Raw genomic sequence first — 25,161 nt, 5'->3', positions numbered from 1 at the left:
AAAAGTCGGGTTCAAATATTGTTAATAATTATGAGTTAATTTATGAAATACTAATAACATATTGATTTTTAATTAATTTTATATATAAATTTATTTTTGTTATAAATAATACTCATTATCACTGTTCGATATCGTAACTCATTGAAGAATACATATGCGTACTTTTTCTTTCATTTGTTTTCATTATCCACTAATTACCCACCATGCTTTTCCTTGAAATTGAAAATTTTCAACAATATTCATACCCAATTTTTGATGTGCTTTTAGCGAGCGGATGTTTTCACTATTAATAAATGCAATCGGGCGACCACCTTGTAACGCACAAATATATTGGTAAAGATCGGTTAATAGCGATTTTCCGCGGTATGATTTATCAATACATACAGGACCGTAAAACCAATTATTGTATGTAAGGCTAGGAAAACGTCGGTTAATTTCTTGAGCAATAGGTGGAAGAGAAAAAGAACTGACCGGAAAGCTGAAAACAACTGCTATAATCTGTTCTTGGTCAGTTGCGACTATGGCATTGGTACTACTTTGGTACATAGCTTCAACTTTATCGTGTGGATAATCACCATATAATCCACCTTGCTGTGACTGTGAGTTTTCTTGTAGTAATGAAGTCACTGCTTTGATATCAGCGAGGGTCATTTTTCGTAATGGATAACTCATGTTGTGTCTCTTTCAGTTATGGAGAATTATGTCATTATAGGAAAAATGTCACTATCACAAAAGGGAATAAAAACAGAAGATAAGCTTATCTTTTTAATAAGTGTTATGCATTTATTTTATTTAGAAAAATATTGTTAAGCAGCAATAAGGATACTACTGCTTAAATAATAAAAAACTTTCTTATTAAGAGGTGAGGTTAATTAATAAGATCACCAGCCATAAGCTAATCCGCCGCCAAAAATAAGCTCTTGTTCACTATTAATTGATGAGTTAAATCGAAATGCTATATCATTATTTGGCTGATATTGGATACCTCCAGCAAGTGCTATGCCAGTACGATAATTACTAATACCGAGGCCACCACTAAAAGTATGATGAGTAAGATAAGGAATATTGCTCATGGCAATTGAGGAAGCAATACCTGCATAGACTTTTTTTTCTAATGAAATAACTTTTTTATCAAGTGCTTCAATTGCATCGGTAATTGATGCTTGTCGTCTTCGATAATAATCATCAAACTCATGAATGGTTTTTTTGATGGTGTTTAAGTTATTATTAGTTTGATTTCTAAAAACATTTATTTGGCTATCAGTTAACCTTTTATTTTTACTAAGTAGTGCTTTTGTTTGTGCCAGATTGACTGCATCAGTATTATTTTTACCTTCACTGACATTGGTGAGTCGTGCTGTTTGTTTCTCTTCACTATTACCAAATGAAACCGTATTTTCCTCATTGGCTAATGCAGCATAACCAATAGCAACCGAACGAGTATTGGTGGCTTGGCTATTGATACCTATAGCAGTGGCACCGCTGCCGGATGCTTGACTATTGTCACCGAGTGAAAAACGGGCAAGATTATCATGGTTGGGAGTTAGTGAATTATCTATATTTGATGTTGGTAAGGTATTAGCGTAAGAGAGTGTAGGGAATAAAAAAGACACTAAAAATATTTTTTTTAATAGCATGTTATTCGTCCTGTAATGGATAACAGAGTTGCCAATAAATGCTAAATGATTCTTTTTCTCATCACAATCTAGAATAAATGAAATCACTCTTAAAATTAATTTTGTTTAATATAGCATGCTATTTAATTTATTTTTATTAATTATTATTTATTCTATTTTTAATAAAACCGCACCTTATATAAGATGCAGTTTTAAATAATATGTTAATGGCTCTTTTTTCTAAAAGCGAATGCAACTGAAAGTGCTTGTAGTAAACATAATGTTGAGGTTTGAGAACGAAACATTTTTATTTGTGCTTCTTTTACAGTTAAACAAACATCACTTAGACTTGCTAATGGGCTTATGGGGCTATCTGTTACAATAATTTGTTTAGCCTCTTTATAAGCTGCAATCTCACACATTTTTTGCATTTCTTCTGAATAAGGGTGGAAATGGATGCCAAACAGCACATCTCTATGTGTAATATTCCTAAGTTGTTCTTTATACATTCCCCCTAGGCAATTAACAAAGACGGTTTCACAAGGGATATGAGAAAGCGCGTGAAAAAAATAGCTCGCAGCACTAAAAGAATGGTGAAAACCACCTATATAGATAGTTTCTGCATACTCAAGTAGTTGTATAGTTTTATTTAACATATCCTTATGGGTTTGATGAGCTAACTGTTGCAAAGCGTGGCTATTGGCTTGTGCAAACTCTTGCAGAATATAATCTGGCTCATTTAAGTTTGGTGGTTCCTTTTTGTATTGCTGCTTATAGGTTAATTTTTCATTATCCATTTCACCCATTAAATGACGTTGAAATAAAAGTTTCATTTCATTAAATCCTTTGAAATGAAATGCATTGGCAAAACGGATTAATGTTGATGGAGGAACATTTGCTTTATCTGCAAGGATCGCGATTGTATCAAATGCTACACTGTTTTTATTATCCAAAAGATAATGTGCAACCTGCTGTAGCCTTTTACTTAATCCATTATAGCGGGAGCGAACTTGTTCCTGTAGTTCATTCAGATTTGTTGCAGTAGACATAGTGCCCTCAATAAAAATACGGCTACAATTGTAGTGTTTTTTCAAGTCAAATTGAATGTTTTTAGTTAATAACTATTAAAATGAAATCATGAGTTAATTTTAATTAAATAAATAACCTAAAGGTAATTATTCAATGTTAAAATCTCTATTCGTGTTAAAAGTAAGATGGTTTATTATCATAATGTGAAACTATTTTTTTGAGTTTAACTTTGGGTGAAATAATTATTTCAAGTCTAAAGTAAAACCCATTATATTATTTTAAGTCTTATGGTGGGCTATTTTTTATTTGTGATTGTGTTTTTTAATTCATTTTAAATTTAATTTATTACCATATTTTAAGTTGTTTTGTTGGTGTTTATTACTAATTTAAAATAGATTAGTGTTTTTGTGCGCAATGGCTAATATTTATAATAGGTTACTTGCCTTATTAGATAATAATAGTAATTTATTGCTATCTTTATTTTAAATTATTTTGAAGGCTTAGATTGTTGTATGGATAGTGAGGATGTTTGGTTTTATTTCTTGATGTGTTATTTTCATGAACACTATTCTGAACTTATTTCAGTTATTTTTATTATTAGCTTTATTGGAATTATTTGGGGTATTATTCATGAAATGCGCTGGCTATCTGTTTTTTTTACACTACCGCTGTTAATTTTTGTGGTTGGACTCATTTTTTCTAATTCTTGAGTTTAGGCGATGTTAAGTAAATCATATATAGCTTTGTAAATTTTTTCGATATTAAAATTAACTGACTCGCCTATTTATTCTCATTTCATTTCGCTACTTTTCTTTTATCGTAACAATATTAATACAGTAATAATATTAAGTTAATTTTTTGTTACACCTTCGACTTTACTGTTACATAAATCGCCTATATACTGTTTTTTGTATATATTATAATCAATAATTATATTGATAAATTAATCAATAAGGCAACTAATAAGCGATAATGACTCATTGATTATTATTGAAAAAGATAAACAAATAATTTGTTGAATTTTAGACTAACATTTTATATTTAATCTACTAATATAGTTAACGGCTTGTTAATAAAATATCGATTGAGGATCATTATGCAGTGGCGGAATACATCTACTCGCTATGGGCACTTGTCGCTTCTTTTACATTGGGGGACAGCATTAACCGTCTATGGCATGTTTGCCCTAGGATTGTGGATGGTAAATTTAGGCTATTACGATAGCTGGTATCATTCAGCCCCTGAAATACATAAAAGTATAGGGATAATTCTATTTATTGTTCTTCTTTTCCGAGCAATTTGGCGTTGGATTTCTCCTCCACCAACAGCATTATCCAGCTATAGCCGACTTACTCGCATTAGTGCCCATGTGGCTCATATGCTGTTATATCTAATTTTATTTGCCATCATTATAAGTGGCTATTTAATTTCTACTGCTGATGGTCAGCCAATATCTGTATTCGATTGGTTCTCAGTACCTGCTGTTTTCACAGGGGAAGGGGAACAAGCTGATTTAGCCGGTGATGTACATCTTTATTTAGCCTGGGCGGTTGTTGTGTTATCGCTATTACATGCCGCGGGTGCATTAAAACATCACTTTATAGATAAAGATATTACATTGAAACGTATGCTTGGCATAAAAACACAATAATTAAATTTATATTACCCTGTTAATAACAATATTATGGAGAGAACAATGTTTAAGAAGGCGTTATTGAGTTTAACTGCAGGTGCATTATTATTTAATGCTAGTTCAGCATTAGCGGCTGATTATCAAATTGATAAACAAGGGCAACATGCTTTTGTGCAATTTCGTATCCAACACTTAGGTTATAGCTGGTTATACGGCACATTTAAAGATTTTGATGGAAGCTTCACTTACGATAAAGAAGATCCTTCAAAAGATAAAGTCGATGTTGTGATTAAAACGGGTAGTTTAGATACTAATCACGCTGAACGTGACAAACACTTACGTAGTGCTGATTTCTTTAACGTCAGTAAATATCCTGAAGCTAAGTTTGTCTCAACCAAAGTGACTCGTGATGGTGAAAATTATACGGTGACGGGTGATTTAACACTTAATGGCGTTACAAAACCAATTTCACTAAATGCAAAATTAATTGGTGAAGGTACTGATCCGTGGAAAGGGTATCGCGCTGGTTTTGAAGCAACAGGTAAAGTTAATCTGAAAGAGTTTAACTTTAAATCAGATTTAGGACCAAAATCGCAAGAAGCAGAATTAATCATCTCTGTTGAAGGTGTGAAAAAAAATTAAACGTAGCGAATATTGGTAAGCAATAATTTGCGATATCACCTAATAGATTAAAAACTGATGCTTTTAGCATCAGTTTTTTTTTACTTAAGATACGTAACTTGTCTTATACTTACTTAAGAAAATTTCTGTAAGATAGATAAATCGTTATTAATTATTAGAGAGTTTATTTTTTATAAGTGATAAGAAAGTGGTCAAAATGAGGAAAATAAGATTAAGCTTATCTAATAATTTAAAGGTGAAAAATTATGCTAAAAAAATTACGACATACTTTATTAAGTACATTAATTATTTCAGGTACCTTTTTAAGTAGTATAACTACGGCGCAAGCTTGTACCCGAGTTGTTTATTTAGGTGAAAATAACCAAATAATTACCGCTCGTTCTATGGACTGGAAATACGAAATTGGTACTAATTTATGGATATTCCCTCAAGGAATGCAACGTTCTGGTGAGGCTGGTGATAATTCAGTTCAATGGCAATCAAAATATGGTAGTGTGATTGCATCAGGTTATGATATTTCTACTACTGATGGTATTAATGAAAAAGGATTAGTGGCTAATTTATTATGGCTTGCTGAATCAGATTACCCAAGTTATTCCAAAGATAAGCCTGCAATGGCTATTTCTGCATGGGCACAATATGTATTAGATAATTTTGCTACTGTTGAAGAGGCGGTAACTGCTTTAAAAGATGAGCCTTTTATTGTCTTAACAGACAAAGTACCCGGACAGGATAGAGTCGCAACGTTACATTTATCATTGTCTGACAGTTCTGGTGATAGCGCAATTATTGAATATATTGATGGTAAACAGGTGATCCACCATAGCCGAAAATATCAAGTGATGACTAACTCCCCTATATTTTCTGAACAGTTAGCATTAAATAGCTATTGGCAGCAGATTGGTGGTACGGTAATGTTACCGGGTACTAATAGAGCATCGGATCGTTTTGCAAGAGCCTCTTTTTATATTAATGCTATTCCTAAATCGCAATCGAGCAAAAAATCACTTGCCAGTGTATTTGGGGTGATCCGCAATGTTTCGGTGCCTTATGGATTAAGTACCGTAGAATCTCCAGAAATATCATCGACTCGTTGGAGAACTGTCGCTGATCATAAAAATCAGCTCTACTTTTTTGAATCTGCATTATCACCAAATACTTTTTGGGTTGATTTGAAACAAATTGATTTTTCAAAAGAAACAGGAAAAGTGATGATGTTAGCGTTAGGCCAAGAGCAGTCAACGATTTATTCAGGAGATGCAAGCTCTCAGTTTAAGCCAGCGAAACCTTTTAAATTTAAAGGGTTAGAAAATATACCAATACAAAATTAATAGAAATTAGATAAAAATGAAGTTATCGGCAGTCGTTAATTTTATGGAGACATCGTCTTTTAGCAGAAAGACGATGTCTTTCTTATTGATCTTGAATAGTCTTTTTATTATTTACTCGATATTACTTTCTCGTGGTGTTTATCTTGATTGGGAAATACACGGTTTTGCTGATTGGCTAAAATCGTTAGGTATATTGAAATTACTTGATATTCCTAAAGTGATGTTAGCGAGTGCACTTATTTTGCTCTCTTTCTTTATGTATATGGGGGCGCGGATTGCGTGGTGCGTTTCATTAATATTATTAGTGACGATCGTTTTTTTAGATGTCGCGGTTTATCACCAAGCTGGTACTCAAGCCTATACTTCATTAGCATTAGCCATTGTATTGGTTATCAGCCGGCGTGCTTTTCCTCATCATAGTTTAACCAGTGCCGGTTTTGTTGCTTTTATCTGTACGATTTCGCTACTGTGTTTCTCTATGTTAGGCAGCCTCTATATTGGTGATGAATTTAAACCACATATCACAACGTTAATGGATGCTTTTTACTTTTCCATTGTCTGTATGACAACACTCGGTTTTGGCGATATCGTTCCTATCTCAAGTAATGCGAGAATGTTTACCCTAACAGTGGTTATTTTGGGGATCACTGTTTTTACGACTTCTATTGTTTATGTGATGGGATTTTTGGCTCGTGGTACTCGCGATATTGTGAAGAAAAGGATCGCTAAAATGCATGATCATTTTATTATTATTGGCTCTTCAATGTTGGCAGCACAATTAGAGAAAGGGCTTAGAGAGCAAGGTAAACCGGTTATTGCGATTTGTTCGGATAAAAAGCAAGCCATGTATGATAAAGAAGCCAATATTATTGAAGGTGATCCAACCAATGTAAAAACATTACAAACGGCAAATATTCGCCAAGCGAGTTGGGTGGCGACGTTATCTGAAAGTGATGCGGAAAATACCTTTATTTTATTAACTATTCAAGAGTGCCCAGATCTTCAAGCGAAATTAATCACTATCATTAATAAAGATGAGAATAGAGAAAAAATAAGTCGATTACGTCCAGATATGCTGTTGTCTTTAGCTTCGTTAGGCAAAGAAATTATGATGAAAGTCCTTTGTGGTGAATCTATTAATTCGTCTGATGTTACTGATTTATTAATCAATAAATATTTAAAATAATGTATGTCAAAAATCACCCTTTACCTAAGAGAGTGATTGCAATAAGATGTATTTAAAATGCATCTTAAGAGAGGTTGAATTATGGAACTTGTTACGTATAAAACGCTACCTGAATGGCACTTAACAGCGATCCCTTTAGCATTATTAGAGCGTCATAACACAAAAGAAGGCACTTATGCGCAAATGCGGATATTACAAGGGAGTATGACATTTGTGCTATTTAAGGATAATGGAGAACAAGTGTTCCTAGAGTGTGATAGCGAAAATCAGCCTCCGCTTATTCAACCTCAGCAATGGCATAAAATCGATAAAGCGAGTGATGATGTGCTTTGCCAGCTCTCTTTTTTATGCACTCCCGAAGATAAATTTTTTAAAGAAAATGATTTGTCATTACCTCATTCGGAAGTGCGTTATATGGCAACATTGACTACCCCATGTAAAGTGCTTGATTTAGGCGCAGGGCGTGGTCGTAATAGCTTCTATTTAGCATTACAAGGTTATGATGTGACCGCATTAGATATTAATGCCGCTCATATTGATGCAATTGAAGCCGTCAAAGCTAAAACCGGTTTAGCGATCAAAAGCGGCTTATATGATATAAATGAAGCAGCATTAAATGAGAAATACGATATTATTATTTCTACTGTGGTTTTGATGTTTTGCCAGCGTCAACGTATCGCAGATATTATTAAAAATATGCAGGAGTGTACAAATCCAGAGGGGATTAATGTCATTGTTTGTCCTGTTGAAACAGCAAATAGTGGATCTGCTGAAGTTCCTTTCAAAACCTTCTTGCGCCAAGGTGAGTTAGCGGATTATTACCAAGGCTGGGATATTATTAAATATAATGAAAATCCAGGGCATCTACATAAAACTGATGCTAATGGTAATCGTATTCAACTTAATTTTGCGACATTAATTGCGCGTAAAAAATAATAAATAGATGGTGAGAAAAATACCCTCGTTAGATCACAGCGAGGGTATTTTAGTATTTGAAAACTATAGGGGCTCTTTGGGAGCCTCTGTTTTTTCTTTGGCTTCTGAGCGTTGTAGTATTCTTTCGAGTAGAACCGTATAAATAGGTCGCCCGCCTAATAATTGCGCCAGCATGGTTGCGCCAAGACAGGTAATTATCATTGGCAAAATAAGTTGATAGTTATCGGTCATTTCTAGAACTAACACAATCCCAGTTAGTGGTGCTCTCACCGTTGCGGCAAATAAAGCACCCATTCCAGCAATAGCAAAAGTGCCAATTTGAATTTGATAATCAGGGAAAAGATAGGTTGCCATTAATCCAAAAGCGCTACCAAAGAGTGTGCCTAAGGCTAATGTGGGGGCAAAAATTCCTCCTGGTGCACCGGAGGAGAAGCTGATAATGGTGGTGATGGTACGTAACACAAAAAATATTAGCAGTGCAGTTAACGAATATCCTCCGGCACTTAATGCAGGAATAATACTAAAACCGCCTCCGGTTATTTCAGGAATAATCAACGCAAGTAAACCACATGCACCACCAATCACGCCACCGGCTAAAACAAAACGTGAGGTTTTATCTTGATAAAAATGTTGGAATTGTGTTTGAACATAAAACAGTAATTTACTAAAAATAACCCCAACAACACCAAATAACATTCCTAACACTAAATAGAGCCACAGTGTATTCATCGGCGCTGAAGAAAATTTACCTATCTGTATGACGCCTCCTTCACCATTAATTAGGCGAAATACAATACAAGACATGATCACGCCAATGAAGACGGATTTAATAGAGATAAGATTATATTTAAATTGTGGTCTCATCTCTTCAATAATAAATAGAATGCCTGCCAAGGGAGCATTAAAGGCAGCCGTTAAACCGGCAGCAGCCCCTGTGGCTAATAGTGTTTGGCGCGTTCCTTTATCTTTAACGCGAGAGACATCATTAATGAGTTGACCAATATTAGCCCCTAGTTGCACGGTGGGGCCTTCACGACCAAGTACCATACCTGAGCCTAAGGTACCGATACTGGCTATAAATTTTACTGGCAATACCCGCCACCAACGAACTGGCCGAATATCTATCATTGCCCCTTCGATTTCCGGTATACCTGAACCACCAGATTCTGGTGAAAACTTCTTCACTAAGTAGTAGCCACTCATGGCTAAAAGAGAGGAAACAAGTAACGTGCCAATAGCCAAAAGATAAGGGTTGGTTAATACCTCGGCTAATTTATCTTGTCTTAAATGAATGACCCAGCCAACGGCTTTTTCAAATAGTACCCCAATTAATCCGGCTAACGTACCGATAATGGCGGAAAGAATAAGCGTTTTCACCGGGGCAAGGTTAGTTTCTTTCGCTTTTCTAAACCAATTAAAGCGTTGTTGATTTTGCGATTTTTTGATCGTGTTTCGCTGATACATAATTTATGTTTTATATATAAATAACAATGTATCTAATAATAGCGTAATTTAATCATCAAGTGATATTTCTCACATAATGTAATCAATTTCATAATTAGTCGGTTTTTTTTCTAGCATATTTCCTTTTTTTCATCTTTAGTGTATCTGATAACAAAAAATATATATTTACATAACATTTGGATAAAAAGGGTAACGTATGGATTTCATCACAAATATATTAAGCGCTATTAATGGCGTGGTGTGGGGAGTACCGATGTTAGTCGGCATTCTAGGCATCGGTCTATTTATGCAGTTTAGACTCTCTTTTCTGCCAATTAGAAAATTAGGTACAGGATTTAAACTCTTATTTGAGAAAAATGATAAAAGAGGTGAGGGACAAATCTCACCTTTTAATGCATTAATGACGGCGCTTTCTGCCACTATCGGTACGGGCAATATTGCTGGAGTCGCTACAGCGGTTGTATTAGGTGGACCGGGAGCGCTATTTTGGATGTGGATGACTGCTTTAGTCGGTATGGCGACTAAATATTCAGAAGCTGTGTTAGCGGTACGTTTTCGTGAGGTTGATAAATACGGCAACTACGTTGGCGGACCGATGTATTATATTAAAAACGGTTTAGGTAAAAAATGGCTTTGGTTAGGAACGCTATTTGCTATTTTTGGTAGTTTTGCCGGCTTCGGTATAGGTAATACGGTACAGGCAAACTCAGTGGCGGATGTTTTGCAAAGTAATTTTGGTATTTCTACCACAGTGACAGCAATTGCATTAGTTATTTTAGTCGGTGCTGTATTAATTGGTGGAATTAAGCGTATTGCTGATGTTGCCGGTAAATTAGTGCCCATTATGACAGTAGGGTATTTTGGGGCAGGGATTGTCGTACTTGCACTGAATATTACTGCTATTCCTGATGCATTTATGTTGATTGTAAAATCTGCTTTCACACCGGTTGCTGCGCAAGGTGGGTTTGCTGGTGCGGCTGTTTGGGCGGCAATACGTTTTGGTGTTGCACGAGGTGTATTCTCCAATGAAGCAGGATTAGGTAGTGCACCCATTGCTCATGCGACAGCCAAAACACAAAACCCGATCCGTCAAGGCTTAATTGCCATGTTGGGGACTTTCATTGATACCATTATTGTCTGTTCTGTCACCGGATTAACGATTGTGATCACCGGACAGTGGCTGACAGGGCAAAGTGGGGCAACACTTACTGCAAGTTCGTTCTCTATGGCTATCCCTGGAGGTAACTATATTGTTGCGATCGCATTGGCTGTTTTTGCTTTTACCACTATTTTAGGTTGGAGCTATTACGGTGAGAAATGTGTGCAATATCTATTTGGACCGAAAGCCATTATGCCTTTTCGTATTGCATGGTTAATTGCCTTGCCAATTGGCGCGACTCAATCCTTAGAATTTGTTTGGTTACTTGCTGATACATTAAATGCGATGATGGCTATTCCTAACTTAATTGCATTAGCACTGCTTAGCCCCATCGTTTATCGTCTAACAAAAGACTATATAAAAGATGTTAATGCGGTTGATATTGATCTAAATGAACAAGTGAATTCTGTAAGCAAAAAAGAAGCAGAAGCGGAATAAACGCGTTTGTTTATCTAAGGCTAAATGACCATCTAAACGAATAACCGTATGTGAGCAGTTAATATTAGATATTAGGAAAAGCGCATACGGTTTTTTGTTGCTTACAGCAAATAAAAAGCCTTCTGGGGAGAAGGCTAAGAGATGAGTATAGATAATTATATTTATAAGAATATGCTTAACTAGAGGTTAATTATTCTTTGGTACTAATGAAGATGTTTTTCACTTGGCTGTAGGCATCTAACATCATTTTATGCGTTTCACGACCTAAGCCTGATTTTTTATAACCGCCAAATGGTGCATGAGCAGGAAGTTCATGATAAGTATTTACCCACATACGGCCAGTTCTAACGGCTTTTGCAACTCGTAGTGCGCGGTTAATATCTTGAGTCCAGACACCACCACCAAGGCCATATTCAGAGTCATTAGCCATTTCAATAACATCTTCTTCATTATCAAATGGGATCACACATAATACAGGGCCAAAAATTTCTTCACGTGCGACACGCATTTGGTTTGTGGCATTGATAATAATGGTTGGGCGAACAAAAAAGCCATCATCAAACCCTTCACCCGTAATACGCTCACCTCCTGTGAGTATGGTTGCACCTTCTTTTTTGGCCAGTTCAACATACCCTAAAATGGTATCCATTTGCGCTTGGCTGACTTGGGTACCCATTTGTGTATTAGGATCAAGTGGATCACCAACACGGATACGCTCAAATTCTGCTTTTAACTCTTTTAAGAATGCGTCATGAATATCTCTATGTAAGAATAAACGGGAGCCAGATTCACAGGCCTGTCCTTGGTTCATCAATATCGCTAGTGCGGAATATTTAACGGCTTTTTTCATATTCGCATCAGGGAAGACGATATTGGCTGACTTACCCCCCAATTCTAAAGTGGCTGGTACCATTTTTTTCGCCGCCGCAGCTGCAACGGTATAACCTACATTGGTTGAACCGGTAAATGCTAGTTTATCAATGTCTTGGTGTTCTAGAATAGCTTGTCCAGCAACAGATCCACGACCAGTAACAATATTTATAACACCGGCTGGTAATATTTCATTTAAAATACGACCTAGCTCTAATAATGAAAGTGAGGTGAGTGTGGCTGGATTAATAACAACGGTATCTCCAGCGGCGATGGCAGGGGCTAATTTCCAAGCAGCCATTAATAATGGAAAATTCCATGGAATAATTTGTCCAACGACACCAATGGGCTCACGAATAACAAGACTCAGGGTATTTTCGTCTAAGACAGCACTTTCATCGGTATGAGAGCGTATCACGCCTGCAAAATATCGAAAATGGTCAATAGAGGCGGGTAAATCGATGTTTTTCGATTCATTGAGTGGTTTACCGTTATCAAGAGACTCAATCCAAGCAAAACGTTCTTGCTCTTGTTCTAAACGGTCAGCAATTTTTAATAATAGCGCTTGGCGTTGAGCAGGAGAGGTTTTACGCCAATGATCAAAAGCTTTACGAGCCGCTTTTACAGCAAGATCAACGTCTTCAGCTGTACCTGATGGATATTCACTTAATAACTCACCGGTTGCGGGACTATAGGTTTTGGTCGTTTGTTGCGATGTACTGGATACCCATTCGCCGCCGATTAACATTTTGTAGCTTTCTAAGGGACGAAATTCGGATGGAACATTATTTAATTTAATCATTTTTAATCTCCAGTGTAGGGGGAGTATCGTCAAATTCTATAGTTTCATTTCGTAATACTCGTACTATTAAAATATATCAATTGTAGTAATTTTATTAGCTATTGATGCAATAGGTAATATTAACTATCAAAAATAATAAATAGATATTATATATACAATGAGAACTAATTAATTTAATCGATTCATCTCACTCTTTTTTAGCTGAGATGTAACAAAATCATCCCGTGCGACACTGCAACATTTCTTCTCAATTTCCCTTATAAGAAAAGCCCTTTACTTTGTTTACTCACCCTCTTACGAGGTGTGAAGCCAAATCAACAGAAAAAAAAGCAAGCTCTTAAGCACAGCAATAAATTGCGTTAGATCAAACATGGCGCAGATTATTTCATCTGACACTTTTCCTACTATAAAAATGGCGTATTCTTATGTTGCATATTTAATGCAACTTATAAAAATAAAGCGTCATCTTATAGAAGGAATTCGATATGTATTGTGTGCAATGTGAACAAACAATGAGAACACCTGTTGGTAATGGTTGTGCCTATGCACAAGGTATGTGCGGTAAAACAGCAGAAACCTCTGATCTACAAGACTTATTGGTGGCAGTATTAGAAGGGCTGTCAGCATGGGCATTAGCTGCGCGTAGTGTTGATATTATTGATCACGATATAGACAGCTTTGCGCCACGGGCTTTCTTCTCGACGTTAACCAATGTTAATTTTGATTCTGAACGTATTGTTGGATATGCCAAAGAGGCTATTTATTTACGTGAAAGCTTAAAATCACGTACGTTAGCCAAAAATGCAGCCATCCAAGTCGCTCATCCTAAAGCCGAAATTCAATTAGAAGGCAACGACTTAGCCAGTCTACAGAAACAAGCCCAACGCTTTGCATTAAATAATGATAAAGCGCAAGTGGGGGATGATTTACATGGTTTACGTATGCTTTGCTTGTATGGCTTAAAAGGTGCTGCTGCTTATATGGAGCATGCTCATGTTTTAGGCCAGTACGATGATGAAATTTATGCTGAATATCATCGTTACATGGCATGGTTAGGTACCGATCCTGCGGATATGAATGAGTTGCTAGACAATGCAATGGGCATTGGTCAAATGAACTTTCGTATTATGGCGTTATTGGATAAAGGTGAAACTCAAGCTTATGGTGATCCAACCCCTGTTTCCGTTAATGTACGCCCAGTAGCAGGTAAAGCTATTTTAATTTCAGGCCATGATCTGAAAGATTTACAGATGCTACTTGAACAGACCGAAGGTAAAGGCATTAATGTTTATACGCACGGTGAAATGTTACCCGCCCATGGTTATCCAGAGCTGAAAAAATATAAACACTTAGTCGGTAACTACGGAAGTGGTTGGCAGAATCAACAAAGTGAATTTGCCAAATTTCCTGGCCCTGTGTTAATGACATCTAACTGTATTATTGATCCTAATGTGGGGAACTATGGCGATCGTATTTGGACGCGTAGTATTGTTGGTTGGCCGGGTGTGAAACACATTAAAGGTGATGATTTCTCTGAAATGATTGAGCAAGCGCTCTCTTTAGAGGGATTTCCGTACAGTGAAATTGAACACTTAATTACTGTTGGATTTGGTCGTCAAACACTATTAAATGCGGCTGATACAGTGATTGATTTAGTTTCACAGAAAAAACTTCGTCATGTCTTCTTAGTTGGGGGGTGTGATGGTAGTCGTGGTGAACGTAGCTACTATACCGATCTTGCTCGTGCCATTCCCCAAGATTGCTTAATTATGACATTAGCTTGTGGTAAATATCGCTTTAATAAACTTGATTTTGGCACATTAGAGGGCTTACCGCGCTTACTTGATGTGGGTCAGTGTAACGATGCCTACTCTGCGATTATGCTAGCGGTTAATCTTGCAGAAAAATTAGGTTGTGGTGTAAATGATTTACCCCTGTCCTTGATTTTGTCGTGGTTTGAACAAAAAGCGATTGTTATTTTATTAACCCTACTCTCATTAGGGGTAAAAAATATTTATACTGGGCCGACTGCGCCTGCATTTTTAACCGATAATTTGCTCGCAATACTTAATGAAAAATTTGGTATGCGTGCGATCACCACGCCAGAACAAGATCTTCAAGAAATTCTTTCTGCTTAATTTATTTATTCATCATCATTGCCGAAGCCTAAAGGCTTCGGTAAGGAAGCAATATCCATGACGATGCCAACAGCTCTTTGTCCTAATCGTATGCAAGTTCACTCTATCCATCAGGAAACCCCGGAAGTGTGGACACTGAATTTAATTAACCATGATTTTTATCGCTATAAACCCGGCCAATTTGCACTAGTCAGTATTAATAATAGCGATGAAACGATGCGAGCTTATACGCTCTCGTCTTCTCCGGGATTAAGTCCTTTTGTCTCTTTAACGGTTCGTCGTATCGACAATGGGGTGGGGTCAACGTGGTTAACATCCCAAGTTAAGCCGGGGGATTATCTCTGGTTATCAGACGCACAAGGGGAGTTCACCTGTGCAGATAGAGAAGGAACGCGCTATTTAATGCTCGCTGCGGGGTGCGGTGTGACCCCTATTATGTCGATGACGCGTTGGTTGTTAAATAATCAACCTAAAGCGGATATCACGGTCATTTTTAATATTCGCGAACAGAGCCAATTTATTTTTGAAAAAGAGTGGTTAGAGTTGGCTAATGCTTATCCCTATAATCTCAATTTTATTATGATGCCTAAGTTGCCGGATGATAAGGGAATTTTTAGTGGACGTATTTCTCAAGAAAAACTAGCCGCTTTAGTGCCTGATATTGCCAATCGTACAGTTATGTGTTGTGGGCCTAATAGTTATATGGAAGATACTGCGCGTTTTGCCAAAAATCTTGGTGTTTGTGCAGAGAATATTTTTATGGAACGTTTTGGTGATGAGCCAATGTGTGTTGATGAAGCACAACAACTTACTATGACTATTCGTCATCCGTTAAAGCAAATTAACGTACCGGTGGGGATGACATTATTAACAGCGATGGAAGAAAATAGTGTTCCTGTTTTGGCTGCTTGTCGTGCTGGAGTGTGTGGTAGCTGTAAAACACGCATTGTGAAAGGTGATTATGAGGTCACCAGCACCAGTACTTTAACTGCTGATGAGATAGCACAAGGTTATGTTTTAGCCTGTAGTTGTCGATTAACAGGTGATGTTGAACTAGCCTAATCATTCATTTTATTATCTATTCTTTATCTATCCTTCTATTTTACCCCGCTAATTTATTAGCGGGGTTTTTTGTTATTATTTTTAAAAAGAGAGTTTATTTATTCAATATAATATATAACACGTAAAGCTATAATGAATTAAATATTTATTTTACTTAATTAGCAGTTTACTGATACACATTCTGCTATTATTTAATTTATGATAGGGAAAGGGGGGATATATGAGAAAATTGTTATTTATTTGTTTATTTACTGTCATACTTTCTGGTTGCGAAAAAAATCAAACCCTAGATGGCTCTAATGTTGAGTCATTACGAATATCGATTGTAGAAATGCGCAATTCATTACCGCTTGAAGAGCAGCAACGCTTTGATGAAGCAATAGAATTAGCCATGCTAAATGATATTAATTTTAATGATTTAGTCATTGCTGGGCGCAATAAAAATGCTGATATGATCACGCGAAAAATGTGTCAATCGTTAGATGGTAAAACAGTCAATGAGATCTTCTCACAAGCTGAAGAAATAAAAGTACAAAAATTAGCATTAAAATAATCAATTAATAACCAATTTATTTAAAACTATTTTATTCATCTCTATTTGAGGTGAGTATTTAATTAATGATGTAAAAATAAGCGATTTAAGATTTATCAATAGAACTTAAACAAAACTACGATGAGACTTTTCATTATAATGTGAGTGGTTATAATGCGCGCCGCATTCGCAAGAAAAGTGCAGTATCTCGTTAGGCGAGGCTCCTATACAAACACAGGTTACTGATCTGACGACGTCGAGAGACGCCCAAGATTAGGACAAGATATATCGACCGAAGGTATATCTCCATGTAACTTCCAGTATTCATCGGATACGTTGTATAGTGCTAAAACCGAGACGTGTAGATAGCTTTTGCATTCTCGCATCTGGTTTCGCCCCTATTGAGAACTGATTTGCTAAACACAAACAGTCATAGGGAACCAAAAAAATGAAATTTACTCCTCAACATAAAATGGATGCTGCATTAATGGCAGGCGCATCCTTAAACACACCCAATAATCATTCAATACAAGAGCAACATCATCGTTTAAAAGATGATGCTACCGTTAGTGCTTATATGAGCCAGAATTATATTTCTGTTTCTGTCGCAGATTCGGTTGAACATGTAAAAGCACAGCTGGTTAATGATTTAAAAGATGAATTAATTCCAACTTATCTGTATGTCGTAGATAAAGATAATTATCTTAACGGTATTTTGCCGGTTAAATCATTACTACTTGCTGATAATGAGCTTTTTGTTTCGGATATTATGCGCCAAACATTTTTCTCAGTTTCACCGGAGCAAAGCCGACATGATGTTTATCAGTTAATTAGCCAAAGTGGTTTAGACAGTGTACCTGTGATGCATTTTGGTAAGTTAGTTGGTGTATTACGACCTCAAGATATTGCTGATTTAATTGAAGATGAAAATACGCTAGATGCACAAATGCAGGGGGCAACGTCGCCATTAGAACAACCTTATTTAGAGACAAGTCCGGTTACTTTGTGGCGTAAACGTGTTGTCTGGCTATTAATGCTGTTTATTGCTGAAGCTTATACCAGTACGGTGTTACATGCTTTTGAAGACAGACTTGAAGCTGCTATCTCTTTAGCTTTCTTTATTCCATTATTAATTGGTACTGGTGGCAATAGCGGTACACAAATTACCTCAACATTAGTACGTGCCATGGCATTAGGTGAGGTGAGTTTGCGTAATGTATGGTCAGTATTAAGAAAAGAGATCACGACCTCGATAATGGTGGCTTTAACCATGGGAATAGCAGGATTTATTCGTGCTTGGACCTTAGGGGTTGGCATGGAAGTGATGATAGTGGTGGGATTAACGCTAATTTCAATTACGGTTTGGAGTGCTATTGTCTCTTCTATTATTCCAATGGTATTAAAGCGTATTGGTGTTGATCCAGCGGTGGTGTCTGCACCTTTTATTGCAACGTTTATTGATGGCACTGGGCTTATTATCTACTTTGAAATAGCATCTCATACTATGAGTGTGTTTGCTTAATATATCAATTCTCCCCTATTTATACCGAATAAAGCCGATAAACTAACAAGTTATCGGCTTTATTTTTTGTTATGGGCTTTAGCCTGTTTAAGTCGCGTCAGCGTCTTAAATATAAAACCACCCGCTATGTGATCTCAAGCAAGTCGTCCTTGAGCTATGTGTGGCTAGAACTGATCTAATCCAGCTAACTCTTTAAGCGATAAAGAATGAAAATAAGTTTCTGCCATATCTGCCAATATTGGAAGCAACGCAGCTGAACGAGCATGTGCATCAGGAGTTATGATTGCCAGAATTTGGTAATAATCATCGTACATACAGTGCTTACAAAACACTAAAAAGTTATCGCTCACTCTAACAGCCTGTCGAGTTTCGCCATCCCAAGGTTTTTCATTTGGCGTTCTTATATGAACCTTTTCAATAAATGACTGACGCGCTATGGCGCTATTCCTAAAATCAGCAAATTTACCTACATACCCAGAGAGGGATGAGCCATTAAGAGCAGCTGATAGCTTAGCCGCATACTTCCGATAAACACCGTTATCTTTATATCTGGGCGTGATTGTGACTATCGGCATTGCAAGTTACCTGCAAGCAGATCTTGATTAAATTCAGCTATTGAGGAATTAAACAATGCTATATCCTCTTCACCGAATCCATCTTCAACCTCCATTGCGGGTAACGGGTTAATATGCTGATTAAATTGTCTATAAAGTGCTTGTGTATGGTTTCTTAGTGCAGCCATTTTAATAATAACTTCTTTGAAGTAACCATCAGCTATGCTTTCAAATGGATGAAAAGCCTTGGTAGTTTTAGCAATGCTATACATTGCCTCAATCATCATAACTACATTATTACCATGGTTAATCATTCGTTCCAATTCACGCATAACCTCATCAGGGTTATTACCTGCATATTTTTTTATGTCATCTTTTGTTGGGTCATCAAGTAAAGCCACTATTTCATCGATTGATGTAACAAGGGTCGTTAGCACGGTCTTACCACCAACAATTAAATCCATAATTTCATCTGGTGATACATCACCTTTTGCCTTTTTATCAACAATGGTAGCTATCGACATGGCTAAATTAGCCAAGCCTGAATCCACATCTTTTTTATCCATTGGATTTGATAGCATTGCCATCATAATAGCCTCAGAAATCATAGTTTATTACCTTCGCTGAAATAGATACGCATACAAAGTATACATCATTTAAAGCTAAAGGATATATACCATCACCCATCCCAAGGATGGGCTAGATGATTTGATCTTGGCTATATGACTCAGTGAGAAATTACTCTTGATCTTTTTTAGTAGGAATATTTTTCTTTGGCTCTTCAGGCTTTACTTGAATTACATGCGATATTGCATTTGCCTTTCTATTTTCATCATAAACTTCCTTACTTGCAATGATGCAACGTTTGATAAATTCACTGTAATTTTGTGAAGTATTTGAATATAGTTTGCATAAAATTCAATAAGTTTCTCTATCTTTTTGCCTGATATACTTTTACTTAATTGATCATTTGAATTCATCAAGATTTGAAATGACTTCCCGCAGTTTTATTGCCAGTGTTTATACTAACATCCCTGCTCAGTGTCACTCAGAACCTCGGCTGACGTTTAGTCTTAAAGACCAAGCTTACTTTTTTTACTCTTTAATTAATTGTAAAATCGCCTGACAATGACGACAACGATACTGGGTTTCTCCTCGTTGTACTTTATTGTGTCGGCGAAGAGTTAACTGGTGTATTTCTTGGCAGCGACAAGCATAGCTAAACGTTTTTGCTGTTACATTGCTGATATCAAAATGATGGGTCCGTTTCGCACTCACCTGTAACACAGTTTCCATCATCCATTTCCACTCCTTGCCATGAGGTGCCACACGACCAAAATGGCGACTAACTAGCAGATGTGCTAATTCATGAGGAATAACTTCTTCAATAAAATTCTGTTTATTTTCAATCAATAATGTAGGATTAAGACGGATCTCCCAATTTGCATAATAGGCACTGCCTGCAATAGTTCCTCTCTGGTTATATTGTAGAGTGGGTTCTGGGTAATCTGTATTAAGATATTTATTGGCCTGTTGCAGTTTTTCACGCAGTGTACGCATAACACTTTGCACTAAGGCGATAGGGACTCTTACTGTTTTCATATTAGAGAGCATATAGCGCCTTATTAAAACACGCAATAAAAGAAAACTTGCACAATATATAAATTAACATATTATTAAAAAGTATATTGATTATGGAGTTTACCATGACACAACGAGTTCAACCTGATTTATTGGAAGCCATGAAATTAGCGGCTAATGAAGCCTCTAGTATGCTGAAAACGCTAGGCAATGGTGATCGACTACTCTTATTGTGCCAATTAAGTCAGGGCGAAAAAAGTGTCAGTGAATTGGAAGAAAGTTTAGGGATCCGCCAGCCTACGCTTTCTCAACAACTTACTGTGTTAAGAAATGAAGGGCTTGTGAATACTCGTCGTGATGGAAAACGTATTTTTTATTCTATTGCTGATGAAAAAGTATTGGTGCTATTAAATACACTTTATCAGCTATATTGTCCTATAGCAGGTTAACTTATGAATATAGATTGGGTTCACTTTACGCCTTGGAGCTCGGCATTGGGTGGGCTATTAATAGGTTTAGCAGCGGCTATTTTATTACTGTTTAATGGTCGTATTGCAGGTATTAGTGGGATTTTAGGAGGAGTATTAACCACTAACCAACAAGGTAATGGGTGGCGATGGGCATTTTTACTCGGTATGTTGATTACACCGACACTATTTTATCTATTCGATAAACCGTTAACACCTATTATCGACGTTTCACCTTGGCAGTTGATCATTGCCGGTGTACTGGTGGGAGCAGGTACACGTCTGGGGAATGGCTGTACCAGTGGGCATGGAATTTGCGGATTAGCACGATTATCGCGTCGTTCTATTGTTGCAGTTCTTGTCTTTATGGTGACGGCATTTGTGACTGTGTATATTCAACGCCATGTCATCGGAGGCTAAGATAATGACCAAATTAATTGCTTTTATTAGTGGCCTATTATTTAGTGCTGGATTGATCATCGGTGGTATGAGCAACCCACAAAAGATCTTGGCATTTTTAGATATTCGTGGAGATTGGGATCCGTCATTGTTATTTATTATGGGGGCGGGTCTTATCGTCAGTGCTATTAGTTACCAAATTGCACGTCATCGTCAACAAAGTTTATTAGCCTGTCCTCTGGCCATTCCAACTAAAACAGTGATTGATAAACCTCTCGTCTTCGGCAGTATCTTATTTGGTTTAGGATGGGGGCTTGCGGGTATTTGCCCCGGACCGGGTTTGGTATTAGCGGGGGGTGGTTTTACCCAAGGTGTATTATTTGTGTCAGCTATGATTGTTGGGTGGCTATTTATTGGGTTAATTCGCAAACCACAATAATCATCACTATTTTAATCACACGCGATAAAAAACAACAAACGGACCGCATTAGCTGTCTGTTTGTTGTTTAATCTTGTTACGGGATTATTTAAAATCTGCGTAAGGAATAAGCGGGTTAGGCGGAAGATCTAAATCACCATTCCATCCATCAAATGAATAGCGTAAATACATTAGTGCATGGCTTGGCGTATAGTTTTTCGCTTGCTGAATATCGATAGCGGCACCTATAAACCAATGTGGTGTTATTCGATGTTCAATTAATGCTCTTGCTGTATAACCAAAACCATGACCCGAATCCCCCTTATCAATGATATTTCTCTCATGCTTAAATATTTCTTTTATGGGATCAGAATTAAATTTATCGCTTGAACCGAGATTTTGTAATGGATAACGTCTGCTATCATAGGTTTTTGAATAAGACCAAGAGAGAGAGCCAGATACTTCCCATGACCAATTTTCAGTACGTTGACGGTAATTAACGGGCAGTGAGAATGAGAGATATTGTTGTGGGCTATAATAACCCCCTTGCCCCAAGGTGTAGCCACTAAGATCTTTATTGTAATGCCAAAGCATGCTATTTAAGCCAACAGAAATGCGGCGATCATTTTCATTGATTAACTTATAGTAATAACCACCCATGGCTTTTACACTGCTGTTATTTTTAACATTTTTTCCTGTTAATCTATCAAGCGATATTTCTCCCCAATACCCATCCTTGCCTCCCAGATCATAACTGCCACTTAAACGAAGCCCCGTTTTTCTAACGCCCCCCCAAATTTGATTGGTCCAACTATCACGTTGGCCAGCAAAGGCAAGTAGTGAGCTATTTACCGGGCGACGGTGAAGATCTACACTCCAACCGAGATGATAAAAACTATCGTTATAAGCAATTTTACCTACCCAATCAGTCACATTAAAACCGAGTGGCGTGGTACCTAAATCCCATTGCCATTGCTCATTTTCCCAACCGATAGCAGGACTAACACCAAAGGCTTTTTGCTTTAGAGGGAAACAACCTATGCGATAACAACTACCAAATTTAGCATCGTATGGCGCTGTACCTAATGTGCCACTATTTAAGTGCACAAAATCAGTACGCCAAAAGAAACGGCCATGATAAATAGGATGATCCAGTTGTAACATGGTGGTATGAGCGCGTAATTTAGAGTATCCCTCACTGCCATTTGATCCCCAATAATCATGCTCTAGGGCAAAACGCCACTCTTGTTGACGATAAAGGGTACTTGCATCATCACGTACACTACGTGATAGCCAATTATCATTTGGGTTGTTACGCATAAGTGTGGTGTATTCAATATTGTTTGTTGGCAGTGTATCCGTGATACCCTCTTTTAGCATCGCTTGTTGATAATAGTGATGAGCGGATTGAACTTGTTGGCTATCACGATAAAAACGACCAATATCACGTAAAATTAATCCATCAGCACTATCTGGCTCCTTGTCAACTTGGCGAGCTAAATAGATAAAATAGTGTTTGGCTTTATCAATATTTCCCGCCGTTTTTTCAGCGTTTGCTAAACGTCTTAGTGAATAGTGGTTAAATTTTTCAGGAGATAATTGTTCTATCTGAGCTAAGTAATAACGAGCTTGATCTATTTGATGTTGCGCTAAAGATATCTCTGTTGCACCTAATAGTGCTGTTTCATTATTAGGCGCTAAATTTAATACTGTATGATAATAATTTAATGCTTGATTGAGTTGGTCATCTTCTTCGGCCCATTGCGCTAATAACAGATAGCTTTCTATTTTTTGCTCAGGAGGAATATGGGTGAAAAGATATTCGACAGCTTGCTGTTGTTGGTTATGTTCTCTTAGTGATTGTGCATGCGCCATAATTTGACCAAAACGTAATTGGCTATCTAAGGCGTTCATACTTTCACTGCGCTGCGATAAAGGGATCGTCTTTAAGGTGTTAAGTGCTTGTTGTGCTCGCCCTGTTTTATTGAGATATAACGCATAGGCATATCGTCGAGAGGGATCATTAGGTCGTCGTTGATTAAGTTGATTAAAGTAATCCTCAGCAAGTTGGGGTTGTTGAGTGATAAGTAAATCATCCGCCAGACGATAAATATTCCAGACTTCATCAGGATACGCTTTAGCGATAGCCTTACGTTTCTCAATCGCACTGAGATAGTGTTGTTGCTGTTCATCATCAGCAGCTAAGTCTTGTTGTATACCTGAAATGATATACCCATAGTCTTGGGCTAAATTTTTGTATTGCTGTGATGTTAAGTTAGCCATAAATTGGGCGGCTTTTTGATGCGATTGTTGACGATAGAGCTTGGTCAGGCTATGCAAAGTCGCCGCATCATTAGGCTGATATTGTAGCGCTTGTTGATAATAACGTTCAGCTTGCTCTAATTGATGCAGCGCCAACTCGATATCCCCTAAACCAATATAAGCTTCACTTTTATAGGGGCTGAGTTGACGTACTTGGGTAAAATAGCGCTTAGCGGTAGAGTACTCTTGATTTAATAACGCTTCATCAGCCTTGGCAAGTAAATGCCAATATTGATTTGATTGCAACAGCGTACGCCACAAATCACTATCGTTGTGTTTGGGAGCCAATGTGAGTGCTTGAGAAAGATAATAAATCGCGGGTGCTCGTTGATTTGCGCGCGAATAGCGCACGCCTAATGTTCCGATTATATCTGCATTATCAGGCTGCTGGCGTAACTGCTGTTTTAATGCACGAATAGATAGTGTGTTATAGGAGACAGAGCCCGCCGATGCGGTAGATAATGCTGGGGTAAGATGATATTGCTGATAGATATTAGCTATCTGTTGGTTATTGGGATAAGTGTGATAAATCTGCTTAATACGTGCCATTTTGTTGGCATGGCTTGAAGCAATTAATACATTGAGATACTCAAGGGCTAACCCTTCATCAGGGGGCGTGCCTTGGTAAATATCATCATATAATTGCAAGGCTTCATCATAACGACCCGCAGTCTGATAAAGGTAGGCTTTTTGTAGGATTTGGCGGTTATCTTCATGGGTTAATGATAGTAGCTTAATCGCACGTTGATATTGTTCAGTATTTTCGCCATGCATACGTAATTGCTCAACCAGTTGTTGTGCTTTTGCTGTTTCTTTTTGTTTTACAGCAAATTGGATACGCATTAACAACACACTAGGATCGTTCGGTTTTATAAGTGATAAACGATACAGTGATTGAGAAACTAAAACATCGTTACTTTTCGAGTTGCCTAGTCTAACTTGCTCATATAAAAAAGTTTCAGTCGGATCATCTGCGGCTTGCGTGACAGGCAAAATGCCTGCCAGCAAACTAAGAGCAAGGAGATATTGGCGATATTGATAACAAATGCGCCACATCATA

22 protein-coding genes and 1 riboswitch are annotated in these 25,161 nt (G+C 37.2%); of the genes, 13 read left to right on the top strand and 9 right to left on the bottom strand.

What is annotated here, in order from left to right; all coding sequences use genetic code 11:
* Positions 1-183 precede the first annotated feature (183 nt).
* The 3 genes from PMI_RS10465 to PMI_RS10455 all read right to left on the bottom strand — a co-directional run bounded on the left by PMI_RS10465 (position 184) and on the right by PMI_RS10455 (position 2,665).
* Complete coding sequence (locus PMI_RS10465; protein WP_012368256.1) at positions 184-672, bottom strand: GNAT family protein; 489 nt, start codon at positions 670-672, stop codon at positions 184-186.
* Between the two features lie 209 nt (positions 673-881).
* On the bottom strand, positions 882-1,637 hold the full coding sequence (gene aipA, locus PMI_RS10460; protein WP_036895484.1) for a trimeric autotransporter adhesin AipA: 756 nt from the start codon (positions 1,635-1,637) through the stop codon (positions 882-884).
* A 203-nt stretch (positions 1,638-1,840) separates the two neighbouring features.
* Positions 1,841-2,665 (bottom strand): MurR/RpiR family transcriptional regulator, encoded by an 825-nt coding sequence (locus PMI_RS10455; protein ID WP_004244186.1) that lies wholly within the window; start codon positions 2,663-2,665, stop codon positions 1,841-1,843.
* Between the two features lie 1,076 nt (positions 2,666-3,741).
* On the opposite strand from PMI_RS10455, the gene PMI_RS10445 reads away from it, so the two are divergent.
* The 5 genes from PMI_RS10445 (at position 3,742) to tehB (ending at position 8,373) form a co-directional block, all read left to right on the top strand.
* The gene (locus PMI_RS10445) at positions 3,742-4,296 is read left to right on the top strand and encodes a cytochrome b (RefSeq protein WP_004244184.1); all 555 of its coding nucleotides are present in this window, start codon (positions 3,742-3,744) and stop codon (positions 4,294-4,296) included.
* Between the two features lie 45 nt (positions 4,297-4,341).
* The gene (locus tag PMI_RS10440) at positions 4,342-4,920 is read left to right on the top strand and encodes a YceI family protein (RefSeq protein ID WP_004248606.1); all 579 of its coding nucleotides are present in this window, start codon (positions 4,342-4,344) and stop codon (positions 4,918-4,920) included.
* Positions 4,921-5,165: 245 nt separating this feature from the next.
* Positions 5,166-6,251: a linear amide C-N hydrolase gene (locus PMI_RS10435; protein WP_004244182.1), complete on the top strand. Its 1,086-nt coding sequence runs from the start codon at positions 5,166-5,168 to the stop codon at positions 6,249-6,251.
* Positions 6,252-6,324: 73 nt separating this feature from the next.
* Positions 6,325-7,437, top strand: a complete 1,113-nt coding sequence (locus PMI_RS10430) for an NAD-binding protein (protein ID WP_023843605.1) — start codon at positions 6,325-6,327, stop codon at positions 7,435-7,437.
* A gap of 81 nt (positions 7,438-7,518) precedes the next feature.
* A complete protein-coding gene (gene tehB, locus PMI_RS10425; RefSeq protein ID WP_012368253.1) occupies positions 7,519-8,373 on the top strand; it encodes an SAM-dependent methyltransferase TehB in 855 nt (284 codons plus the stop codon).
* A gap of 63 nt (positions 8,374-8,436) precedes the next feature.
* On the opposite strand, the gene clcA is transcribed toward tehB, so the two are convergent.
* Positions 8,437-9,837, bottom strand: a complete 1,401-nt coding sequence (gene clcA / locus PMI_RS10420; protein ID WP_012368252.1) for a H(+)/Cl(-) exchange transporter ClcA — start codon at positions 9,835-9,837, stop codon at positions 8,437-8,439.
* A gap of 196 nt (positions 9,838-10,033) precedes the next feature.
* On the opposite strand from clcA, the gene PMI_RS10415 reads away from it, so the two are divergent.
* A complete protein-coding gene (locus tag PMI_RS10415; RefSeq protein ID WP_004244176.1) occupies positions 10,034-11,434 on the top strand; it encodes an alanine/glycine:cation symporter family protein in 1,401 nt (466 codons plus the stop codon).
* A gap of 190 nt (positions 11,435-11,624) precedes the next feature.
* Here PMI_RS10415 and PMI_RS10410 read toward each other — a convergent pair whose 3' ends face one another.
* Positions 11,625-13,106: an aldehyde dehydrogenase family protein gene (locus PMI_RS10410; protein WP_004244174.1), complete on the bottom strand. Its 1,482-nt coding sequence runs from the start codon at positions 13,104-13,106 to the stop codon at positions 11,625-11,627.
* A gap of 485 nt (positions 13,107-13,591) precedes the next feature.
* Between PMI_RS10410 and hcp the strand changes: the two genes are divergently transcribed.
* From hcp to mgtE, 4 genes are all read left to right on the top strand, one after another.
* The gene (gene hcp, locus PMI_RS10405; RefSeq protein ID WP_004244173.1) at positions 13,592-15,244 is read left to right on the top strand and encodes a hydroxylamine reductase; all 1,653 of its coding nucleotides are present in this window, start codon (positions 13,592-13,594) and stop codon (positions 15,242-15,244) included.
* 57 nt (positions 15,245-15,301) lie between these two features.
* Positions 15,302-16,306, top strand: coding sequence for an NADH oxidoreductase (hcr, locus tag PMI_RS10400; RefSeq protein ID WP_012368251.1), 1,005 nt, complete (start codon positions 15,302-15,304; stop codon positions 16,304-16,306).
* Between the two features lie 220 nt (positions 16,307-16,526).
* Positions 16,527-16,859 (top strand): DUF6694 family lipoprotein, encoded by a 333-nt coding sequence (locus PMI_RS10395; protein WP_004244170.1) that lies wholly within the window; start codon positions 16,527-16,529, stop codon positions 16,857-16,859.
* Between the two features lie 179 nt (positions 16,860-17,038).
* Positions 17,039-17,210: riboswitch (M-box (ykoK) riboswitch) on the top strand.
* A 76-nt stretch (positions 17,211-17,286) separates the two neighbouring features.
* Complete coding sequence (mgtE, locus tag PMI_RS10390) at positions 17,287-18,360, top strand: magnesium transporter (protein ID WP_012368250.1); 1,074 nt, start codon at positions 17,287-17,289, stop codon at positions 18,358-18,360.
* Between the two features lie 164 nt (positions 18,361-18,524).
* On the opposite strand, the gene PMI_RS10385 is transcribed toward mgtE, so the two are convergent.
* The 3 genes from PMI_RS10385 to PMI_RS10370 all read right to left on the bottom strand — a co-directional run bounded on the left by PMI_RS10385 (position 18,525) and on the right by PMI_RS10370 (position 20,516).
* On the bottom strand, positions 18,525-18,935 hold the full coding sequence (locus tag PMI_RS10385) for a type II toxin-antitoxin system YafO family toxin (protein WP_012368249.1): 411 nt from the start codon (positions 18,933-18,935) through the stop codon (positions 18,525-18,527).
* On the bottom strand, positions 18,926-19,522 hold the full coding sequence (locus PMI_RS10380; RefSeq protein ID WP_012368248.1) for a hypothetical protein: 597 nt from the start codon (positions 19,520-19,522) through the stop codon (positions 18,926-18,928). The genes PMI_RS10385 and PMI_RS10380 overlap by 10 nt, the downstream gene beginning before the upstream one ends.
* Positions 19,523-20,009: 487 nt before the next feature.
* Positions 20,010-20,516 (bottom strand): SprT family zinc-dependent metalloprotease, encoded by a 507-nt coding sequence (locus PMI_RS10370; protein ID WP_012368246.1) that lies wholly within the window; start codon positions 20,514-20,516, stop codon positions 20,010-20,012.
* Positions 20,517-20,620: 104 nt separating this feature from the next.
* Here PMI_RS10370 and PMI_RS10365 point away from each other — a divergent pair, with 104 nt between their 5' ends.
* From PMI_RS10365 to PMI_RS10355, 3 genes are read left to right on the top strand one after another with little or no spacing between them, the layout of a single operon-like run.
* Positions 20,621-20,944: an ArsR/SmtB family transcription factor gene (locus tag PMI_RS10365; RefSeq protein ID WP_004248583.1), complete on the top strand. Its 324-nt coding sequence runs from the start codon at positions 20,621-20,623 to the stop codon at positions 20,942-20,944.
* A 3-nt stretch (positions 20,945-20,947) separates the two neighbouring features.
* Positions 20,948-21,382 carry a YeeE/YedE family protein gene (locus PMI_RS10360; RefSeq protein ID WP_004244158.1) on the top strand — a complete coding sequence of 145 codons (435 nt, stop codon included), beginning with the start codon at positions 20,948-20,950 and terminating at the stop codon, positions 21,380-21,382.
* Between the two features lie 4 nt (positions 21,383-21,386).
* Entirely contained in the window at positions 21,387-21,800 is a 414-nt protein-coding gene (locus PMI_RS10355) for a DUF6691 family protein (RefSeq protein WP_004250328.1), read from the top strand.
* 84 nt (positions 21,801-21,884) lie between these two features.
* Here PMI_RS10355 and bcsC read toward each other — a convergent pair whose 3' ends face one another.
* Positions 21,885-25,160 carry a cellulose synthase complex outer membrane protein BcsC gene (bcsC, locus tag PMI_RS10350; protein WP_012368245.1) on the bottom strand — a complete coding sequence of 1,092 codons (3,276 nt, stop codon included), beginning with the start codon at positions 25,158-25,160 and terminating at the stop codon, positions 21,885-21,887.
* Position 25,161 lies beyond the last annotated feature (1 nt).

It is taken from the genome of Proteus mirabilis HI4320 (assembly GCF_000069965.1).
Classification (GTDB): domain Bacteria; phylum Pseudomonadota; class Gammaproteobacteria; order Enterobacterales; family Enterobacteriaceae; genus Proteus; species Proteus mirabilis.
This window is presented reverse-complemented; position numbering and strand designations above follow the sequence as displayed.